General features: G+C 37.7%; 6 protein-coding genes and 1 tRNA gene (1 of these 7 cut by a window edge). 1 reads left to right on the plus strand and 6 read right to left on the minus strand.

Features of this window, described 5'->3' with window-relative positions:
* Positions 1–40: 40 nt before the first annotated feature.
* The 6 genes from uvrA to CGC49_RS03040 form a co-directional block, all read right to left on the minus strand.
* The gene (uvrA, locus tag CGC49_RS03010; RefSeq protein ID WP_095893390.1) at positions 41–2,800 is read right to left on the minus strand and encodes an excinuclease ABC subunit UvrA; all 2,760 of its coding nucleotides are present in this window, start codon (positions 2,798–2,800) and stop codon (positions 41–43) included.
* Between the two features lie 120 nt (positions 2,801–2,920).
* Complete coding sequence (locus CGC49_RS03015; protein ID WP_095911812.1) at positions 2,921–5,101, minus strand: DPP IV N-terminal domain-containing protein; 2,181 nt, start codon at positions 5,099–5,101, stop codon at positions 2,921–2,923.
* Between the two features lie 155 nt (positions 5,102–5,256).
* Positions 5,257–5,613, minus strand: a complete 357-nt coding sequence (locus CGC49_RS03020) for a DUF6787 family protein (RefSeq protein WP_042348603.1) — start codon at positions 5,611–5,613, stop codon at positions 5,257–5,259.
* 100 nt (positions 5,614–5,713) lie between these two features.
* Positions 5,714–6,712 (minus strand): hypothetical protein, encoded by a 999-nt coding sequence (locus CGC49_RS03025; protein WP_095911813.1) that lies wholly within the window; start codon positions 6,710–6,712, stop codon positions 5,714–5,716.
* 53 nt (positions 6,713–6,765) lie between these two features.
* Positions 6,766–6,858, minus strand: a tRNA-Arg gene (locus CGC49_RS03030).
* A gap of 163 nt (positions 6,859–7,021) precedes the next feature.
* Positions 7,022–7,933 (minus strand): hypothetical protein, encoded by a 912-nt coding sequence (locus CGC49_RS03040; RefSeq protein WP_157908986.1) that lies wholly within the window; start codon positions 7,931–7,933, stop codon positions 7,022–7,024.
* A gap of 859 nt (positions 7,934–8,792) precedes the next feature.
* On the opposite strand from CGC49_RS03040, the gene CGC49_RS03050 reads away from it, so the two are divergent.
* Positions 8,793–9,264, plus strand: partial view of an IS1 family transposase gene (locus tag CGC49_RS03050; protein WP_095911610.1) — the 5' portion only. 230 nt of this gene lie beyond the right edge of the window; only the first 472 of its 702 coding nucleotides appear in the window; the start codon lies at positions 8,793–8,795; the stop codon falls past the right edge of the window.

Genomic DNA, 9,264 nt, shown 5'->3' on the forward strand with positions numbered 1-9,264 from the left:
AGGTTACTGGAAAGAATCAGTACCCTCTTTTTTCATTCTCTTACATCACCTGTTTCAAATACGTTGCTGTGTAGCTTATTTTGTTCTTAATCAATTCTTCAGGAGTTCCTTCGGCAATAACCGTACCCCCTTTATCACCTCCATCTAACCCTAAATCAATCACATAATCAGCTGACTTTATCATTTCTAAATTGTGTTCGATAACTACTATCGAATGTCCTTTTTCGATAAGAGCTTGAAAAGAAGAAAGCAATTTATGTATATCGTGGAAATGTAAACCAGTGGTAGGTTCATCAAAAATAAACAACACCTTCTCTTTACTTTCCGATTTTACCAAAAATGAGGCCAATTTAATACGTTGAGCTTCTCCACCCGAAAGCGTTGAGGATGATTGTCCCAAAGTTACGTATCCTAGTCCAACATCTTGCAGAGGTTTTATTTTTGCACTGATTTTATGTTGTTTATGTTGGTCAAAGAAAATGATAGCATCGTCAATGGTAGTATTGAGCAAATCATCAATAGTTTTGCCTTCGAACGAAACTTCCAACACCTCTTTTTTGAAACGTTTTCCACCACATGCTTCACACGGTAAATGTACATCTGCCATGAATTGCATTTCGATAGTAACTTCGCCTTCTCCTTTACACACTTCACAACGTCCACCATCTACATTAAATGAGAAGTGTTTTGCTTGGAAATTTCGCAATTTTGATAGTTTTTGAGAAGCATACAGATTCCGTATGTCGTCATACACTTTCAAGTAGGTAATCGGATTGGAACGCGACGATTTGCCAATCGGATTTTGATCAACGAACTCCACCGACTGAATGTGTTTGTATTTTCCTTCGAGTTTAGTGAATTGCCCTGCTTTATCTCCGTTTATATTCAATTCTCGCAACATAGCCGGATATAAAATCTTCTTTATCAAAGTCGATTTTCCACTTCCTGAAACTCCCGTAACTACTGTGAGCATATCCAAAGGAAGAGTTACATCGATGTTTTTTAGATTATTTTCACGGCAACCAATCAATTTTATATAGTGCGGAGAGGTACGCCTTCGCTTTGGCAATTCAATACTCATCTTCTTACTGAGATATTTCCCTGTAAGTGAATCGGCTGTAAGTATCTGTTCATATGAACCTTGAGCCACTACCTCACCACCGTGTGTACCTGCTTTTGGGCCGATATCGATGATATGGTCGGCGGCTTTCATAATCTCTTCATCGTGTTCCACCACGATTACCGTATTTCCTAAGTCACGCAATGATTTTAGTACGCCGATTAGTTTTTCCGTGTCTTTGGGATGTAAACCGATGCTGGGTTCATCCAAGATGTACATGGAGCCTACTAAACTACTCCCCAGTGAAGTAGCTAAATTAATCCGCTGACTTTCACCACCCGAAAGGCTGTTCGATTTTCGGTTTAAAGTCAAATAGTTCAGGCCAACATCCGATAAAAATTGCAATCGATTTTCAATTTCAATAAGTAAACGCTTAGCTACATTTTTCTCATATCCAGTAAGTTGTAAATTTTTGAAAAAAATCTGTAATTCCTCAATCGAAATATCAACCAAGTCAGAGATACTCTTACCTTGGATTTTTACATATTCAGCTTCTTTGCGTAGACGTTTTCCTTCGCACTCTGAACATTTCGTTTTTCCCCGATAACGAGCCAACAACACCCGATTTTGGATTTTGTAACTTTTTTCTTCAAGTTCTTTAAAAAAGTCGTCCAACCCCGTAAAATACTTATTGCCTTTCCAGACTAATTTTTTTTCTTCCTTCGTAAGTTCAAACCATGGTTTATGTATTGGAAAATCAAATTTATAGGAATTATTAACCAGTTGATCTCTGAACCAACTCATTGTTTCGCCTCGCCATGGAAAAATACAATTATCATAGACCGAAAGCCCCGTGTTAGGTATAATCAAATCTTCATCCAGACCAATCACATCTCCATAACCATCACATTTGGGACATGCTCCATACGGATTGTTAAAACTGAATAAATGAACGTTTGATTCTAAAAAATCAATCCCATCCAATTCAAATTTATTACTAAAACTAATTCGTTTACCACTTTCAACTTCTTGTATAAAACATTCTCCTTTACCTTCAAAAAAAGCTACTTCAACGGCATCGGCCAGTCGATGTTGAAAATCCTCATTGTGTTGTACGATTACCCTATCCACAACTAACGAAAAATCAGAAGTCACTTGACCTTCTTGAATTTCGTCAATCCGAAGGATTTCATTTTGGTACAAAATCCGCAGAAATCCTTGTTGCAGTAGCATTTGCAATACCTGATAAATCGTTCGTTCGCTCGGAATATGGATAGGAGCCAACAGTAATAATTTTTCTCTTTCGCGATATGCCAGAACGGCATTAACAACATCCGTAACGGTATGTTTTTTAACTTCTTGTCCTGAAATGGGCGAAAAAGTTTTTCCAATACGAGCAAAAAGCAGTTTCAGATAGTCATATATTTCAGTGGAAGTCCCTACGGTGGAACGTGGATTAGAGGTATTCACCTTCTGTTCAATGGCAATTGCAGGAGCGATGCCTACAATGTTGTCGACCTTAGGTTTGTCCAATCGCCCTAAAAATTGCCTTGCATAGGAAGACAGACTCTCTACGTAACGTCTTTGTCCCTCTGCATAGAGCGTATCGAACGCCAAACTTGACTTTCCTGATCCCGAAAGCCCTGTGACAACCACTAATTTATTGCGAGGGATGCCAACCGTTACATTTTTTAAATTATGGAGCTTTGCCCCTTTTATGATGATTTCTTGGGTTTTCATTCGGATTAGTTTTGTTATTTAGCTACAAAAGACTATGGCAATACCCGTAAAAAACAGTGATGTATGCCATAGTCTGGAGTTTAATGAATAAAAAATTCTCAATACTTTTTGTTATGCGAACTACTTGTTGTGCTGTTTGATATACTCCAACATTCGGATAACCAAATTTGCATTATCAACTCCTCTAACCCCGTGTCCATGCATTGGATAAATCGATAAATCAACCATTTTTCTTTTGCTGATTGATTCTTGTATGATAGACATTACATGTTGAGGTACAACAACATCATCCACACTCCCGTGAACGAAGAGTAATTTTCCATTTAGGTTACCCAAATATTTCCCCACACGACTTTTTTCGTATCCCTCGGGGTTCGAAATAGGTGTGTCCATGTAGCGTTCGCCATACATTACTTCGTAAAACTTCCAATCGGTAACAGCTCCTCCTGCTATGGAAGTCGTAAAAACATTGGGGTGACGAAGCATTAAACTTGAAGCCATAAATCCCCCAAAACTCCATCCGTGAACAGCAATCCGCGAATCGTCAACGTAGGGCAATGATTTCAAATATTCCACTCCTGCAAGCTGATCCTGAATTTCAATATCGCCCAATCGGCGGTGAATTACACTTTCAAAAGCAAAACCTCTATTGGCACTTCCTCTGTTGTCTATGGTAAATATGATATATTGTTCATTTTCAGCGAAAAAAGGCATCCAAAGATAAGAACCAACTCCCCATGAATTAGTAACTAACTGAGCGTGAGGGCCTCCATAAACATACAACAAAACAGGATATTTCTTTGTTACATCAATATCCCTTGGTTTGTGCATCTTTCCATACAGTATTGTACCGTCGTTGGCTTTTATTTCTACAAATTCGGTACTGCCCACAGCTACGCCTTCTAGCGGATTTTTAGCCTCTAAAATAGTGATGCTTTTAGTTGATTCTGTGTTAATTATGTCAATTTTATTTGGAATGGAAATACTGCTGTACACGTCTATCAAATATTTTCCATCCGAACTGAGTTGGGTTTTATGCGTCCCATTTACCTTTGTTAATTGTTGAATTTTCTTCGGATTGGTCAAATCTATTCTAAACGTATGTTTCTCTCGAGGGTCAGTTCCTGTTCCAGAGATGTATACGTATTTCCCTTTGCTGTCGAACCCTAAAATATCTTGCACTACCCATCTGAAACTTGTTAATTTTTTGATCAGTTTTCCTTCCGTGTTGTAGTGGTAGAGATTCATAAATCCGTCACGTTCACTCATCCACAAGAATTCATTATTCTTATTTGGCAGAAATACAGCGGGATTTTCTGGTTCCACCCATTTATCGTTTTTCTCCTCAAAAAGCGTATTTACCTTTTTTCCAGTAGCAACATCGTATCTATTTAACCAATAGTGGTTCTGATCTCTATTGATTTCAGCGATGAGTACATATTTTTCATCAGGAGACCACGATAGATTAGTCAGGTAATGCTCATCGGTGGTGTCAATATCCAAATATATCGTTTTATGTGTATCAACGTTAAAAATTCCGATTGATGCCTGTTCGCTTTTTTGTCCTACCATCGGATATTTTATAATTTTAGGAACTGCTGGATGCGTATTGATATCTACGAGCGGATAATCGGTTACGTTGCTCTCATTTTTCTGATAGAAAGCCAAAAAATTACCTTTTGGTGACCAAAATGTACCTTTTTTGATACCAAACTCTTGTCTATGGATAGACTGCCCTGAAACGATATTTTTATCAGAGTGATTGGTAATCACAATTTTTTCATTATTAGCTATCGCGAGGTATAAATTATTTCCGATGGTATAGGCTACCGCATTCCTTTCTCTATTAAAATCTTTGTTATCAGCTTCTTGTGGGATGCGAATGCTTCCTGTTTTCTTATCGCTTTGATAATCATAGATATGGTAAGTGTTGTCAGCTTCAAAGATGAACTCTTTTTCGTCAATATACCCGATTGAAGGTAAACGCTTTAACTGTGGATAGTTTTTCATCAGTTCATCTCCCAAGGTTCTAATTGTTTTACCATTAGCATCGATGATGTTAAACTTTCCGTTAGAACTATGAATCCATTGGTTCGTATTTTTTATCCATTGCAAATCATAATAATTTTCTGGATATAGCAAACTGTATCCTTGTGGTGCATCTGGATTTTTGTAGTATCCGAAAATTGCGTCTTCAATCGTGATTTTTTTTAAACCAACATTCGATTGATTTGTGATTCCTTGCTGAGCAAAAGTCGTTAAAGAACCCACGAAGAGCCATAAAAGTAAGTGCTTTTTCATTTGTAAACATTTTTATTTTTCTCATTTCAAACGCAAAACCTAAAAAACTAAATCTTGTTATAATTCAACCGATTCATAAATTCGAAAAGAGTAGGCTATCGCAAGACAAATCTTAGAACTTCCGTAATAAAATGAAATTTGTAAAATTTAATAGATTAATTATGTATTTGTGTTGTTTTTTTCGAATCTTTTTCCTCAATTTGCTCTTGAGGGTTTTCTATTTTTTTGGGCCTGATGCCGAGCATTTTCTTCTCGAAAGCCCAAAAAAAACGGAATTGTCCCAAAAGAGTTCCTACTATTAACAACGTAATTTGGTATATTGGCAGAATCACGATTAACCGAAGTGTCCATGCTAGGATAGGGTGTAAATTATTGAAATCCAACCCTATATAATCACAAAAAGGGCGAGATATTCTCGCAGACAACGAACCTGTTATTGTAAAAGTTATTAAAATAAGCCAAAATTGCGTATTGGAAGTTACGTTCCAACGTTGTTTTAGTTTTCGGAGCATTTATGTATGTTTTTATTATTGCTGTAGCGACGTACCAAGACGCAAAGGTATGTAATTGTTAGCAATATATCAAATACGTTTTTTTATTAATTTACATTCACTACTTCATCCAATCCGTGCCTTTGGGGATGATTCCTCTATCTTGTAGGTTACGACGTTTGGAGTTGCTCATTGCAGCAATTTCCTCGCGGGTGTATTCTCTATAAATCGTGTTTCGTCCCTTTCGAGATGTTTTTCTCTCTTTCTCTTGTTGTTTTGTTTGGCGACGCTTTTGGTCGAGAAGACGAGCTAATTTTTTACGCTCTTCACGGCGGATGCGCATTTTTTCGGAATGCAAGGCAATACGTTGGCGGTGTTTTTCCTGCTTCTCCGTTTTGCGCTGTAGCTTTTCGGCTTCCTGTTTTTCGGCAAGTTTGCGCTGATTTTCAACATAAACAGGCATTTGGCTCACACGCTCTTCTATTTGTGAGCTTACGTACTTCAGTGCCAAGGCGATAGCTTTCTTTTTGGCATATTTGAAACTTACCGAGGTGTGGCTACCGATGGGCGTATTACCTAAGGTTACCCGCAAGAGCGGTTGCCCCTGATGGCTTTCGATGATGAGTTTCGGCTTTTGGTCAAAGTGCTGTTTGCAAATCACCACAAGTTGCTCCCAATGGGTAAGGCTTTTGTGGTTTTGCGGTAGCAGATGCTCATTGGGGGTCACAAAGAGTTTGAAAATAAACATTTCTAACTGTTCGGGGGTAGCATTGGCGTACACCAATCCTAAAAAGGCGTATACGAATATATGCTTTTGACTTGCTATATTTATTTCCGGATTGATGCGAGTACTACTAAAATGGTATTTATCAAAAAAAGATTCCAAAAAGGACTGCCGAAACATATTCCCCAAATAATGTTGCAATTGTGTGCCCGTTCCACCCACATGCTCATATGCCCAACGAGCCACCTCGCCACGAAAAGCAAACTGTCCCAAAAAAACATACCGAGAATGGTTATTCACCGGCGAAAAACTACTATGAGTAAGCACACAGTTAAGTTCCTGCTCTTGATAACCGATATCAAAACGCTCCAAAAGCGTTTTTAAGAATTGCTTCATTCCTTCCTTTCTTTAAGGCAAAACGAACCCTAAGGGGTTCGCTTGGCTGTTATTGGCACGCCCGTCAGGAATCGAACCTGAACCGAGGGGTTGGAAGCCCCAGTACGGCACCGAAAGCCGTTGTGCTGCCTTTACACTACGGGCGTATGACTTGAGCAACGTATGGGACTCGAACCCACTCCTGCGTACTGGAGATACGCTACCAAGCTTTGAAGGCTTGTGTGCTACCCTTACACCAACGTTGCGTTTTTTAAAGCAAAAAAAAAGAATCACAATTCCCGAAAAATAAACAAAACAAACCACAAGCAACTATTTTTGCAATTTTTGATAAGCATCTATAAATTTTTGACCTACAGCATTGGGTTTTCTTTCTATTTCTTTGCAAGAAATGATATATTGTTTAACGAAATCTTGCATTTGAGGAATTTTAGGTAGGAGAGTAATATCAAGTTGATTCATATACTCTTCCATTCCATCGATAGTTTTTTCCAGTTTTTCTCTTACCTCTTTTCCCCTTGCCTCAATTTTTGCTAGATTTGCTTTGGCATTTGCTACACGTTGTTCCATATCTTTTCTTGTTTGCACTGATTTTTCTCGTTCTTTGGTTGCTCTTTCGTTTTCTTTGGTTGCTCTTTCGTTTTCTTTGGTTGCTCTTTCACGTTCTTGGACTGATTTTTCTCGTTCTTTGGTTGCTCTTTCGTTTTCTTTGGTTGCTCTTTCGTTTTCTTTGGTTGCTCTTTCTTTAGCATCTTTGAAATGTTTGGTGACTCCCTGTACTGCTTCATTGGCTGCCAGTTGTCTCATGTCGAGATCTCGCTCTGGATCGATGACTACGACCTCCTTATGATTGGTAAATTCGGTAGCTGGCATCATAAGCTCCATTGCCATGAGGTGCACGGTGAGTTGGTCTTTTGGAGTGGTGATGACTTCTGCATATTTGTCTAGGGCTTCTTGAATTTTTTGCTTTACTATAGCGACTATTTCTGGTCCTGCGGATTTTGCTCTCTCAAAAATTGGAATAAAATAGTTGTTATGGTTTGGATAGTATTGTTGTTGGAGGGATTGGATCTCTTTGAGGTAGTTGTCCATTTCTTTTTCGCTATCTCTCTGCTCAGTGAGCGTATTAGCTTTGTCTGTGGACTGAGCTGTAGTAGGTAAAGAAATGGCTACCATCACAAAGAACGAAATCGCAGTTAAGAGTTTTGTACCTTGAACTTTCATTCTTTGGAAGTCATTATTGTTCTTACTGTGGTCGTCTGTATTTTTTTGAACAAGCAGAGGTGAGCTCTGTTGGTTGTTAACAGTAAAGAAACGGCACCCTCTGGTTGAAAAACAAGAGAGAAAAGAAGAAAATAAACTAAAACAATCAAATTTGGGTTTTAATCAATACATAACTCAACGTTTTAACTCGTCATTCTATCGCATTTTGTGGTATTCAACAAGCCTCAGAAAAATATTTAACCCTTGTGCCTTTTTCGGTATTGTATATTTTCCGTACCCTCCAAAACTTCATTGGGTATCCCTACCCTAATTATTTAATGGATTAGCCGAAACACTACCGCACTTGGCGTTATTTTGTTACTTTTTCTATCTTCCAGTCGTGTATGAAGGCTACAACACCCTATACCGCTTTTGTCTTATAGTTTAGCTCCACTTAGCTATATAACGACAGACCATTTTTTTCGAGTGCTAATTTATGCAAAAAAAATGAAATAAATATCAAAAACCATTATTTTAACATTCTTAATCACACCTATCCAAAACTTTTAAAATAAAGGTTGCCCGAGAATATCGTATATTTGAAAAATTCCCATTTTTTTTTCAATTATGGCACTCTTCAGGTGAAGCAAAAATACAAATAAACCCGTAATCAGACAGATTTTGGATCTCATTCCTGCGATTCCGCACAACAAACAAGTCTGCCCTTGTAAATAAAGGGTTACAAGGATTTTTATGACGTTTTCAAAAAAACTTTCGGACGGCTGTGGTGGAACTAAATAATAATTTTTTAGGTCGTGTTTTAAAAAGTATGATGGTATAAAAATTTGACAATCAGGGAATAAAGTTGTATTTTTGTTGAATGCTAATAACAATTAAACTCCATTGCCCCAATTGTCAAAGCACAAAGATAGTCAAAAATGGGAATAAAAAGAACAAAAAACAAAACTATCTTTGCAAAACCTGTAAACGCCAATTTATCGGCGATCATAATCTGACCTACAAAGGTTGGGCTTCGCATATTGCTGCGAAAATTCTCTTGCTTTTGGCAAGAAATGTAGGTATTCGTGATATTGCTGAAATTGAAAAAGTTAGCATCAAAAAAGTACTTTCGGTTTTGGTAAATTTCAATCGAGAAATCAAACCCAAACAAAACAAATACAAATCGTTACAAGTTGATGAACTTTGGACTTTTGTGGGAAAAAAGAAGAATAAAAAGTGGTTGATTTATGCTTATTCTGCTGAAACAAAGGAAATTGTAGCGTGGGTATGGGGCAAACGAAACATAAAAACAGCCCAAAAACTTCGTGAGAAATTGAAGAAATTGGGCGTTA

The organism is Capnocytophaga sp. H4358 (assembly GCF_002302515.1).
GTDB classification, from domain to species: Bacteria; Bacteroidota; Bacteroidia; order Flavobacteriales; family Flavobacteriaceae; genus Capnocytophaga; species Capnocytophaga canis.

Excerpts from the sequence above, each read along its gene's own strand:
- uvrA (WP_095893390.1), bottom strand. The coding sequence starts at position 2,800 with ATGAAAACCCAAGAAATCATCATAAAAGGGGCAAAGCTCCATAATTTA.
- CGC49_RS03040 (WP_157908986.1), bottom strand. The coding sequence starts at position 7,933 with ATGAAAGTTCAAGGTACAAAACTCTTAACTGCGATTTCGTTCTTTGTG.
- CGC49_RS03025 (WP_095911813.1), bottom strand. The coding sequence starts at position 6,712 with ATGAAGCAATTCTTAAAAACGCTTTTGGAGCGTTTTGATATCGGTTAT.
- CGC49_RS03015 (WP_095911812.1), bottom strand. The coding sequence starts at position 5,101 with ATGAAAAAGCACTTACTTTTATGGCTCTTCGTGGGTTCTTTAACGACT.
- CGC49_RS03020 (WP_042348603.1), bottom strand. The coding sequence starts at position 5,613 with ATGCTCCGAAAACTAAAACAACGTTGGAACGTAACTTCCAATACGCAA.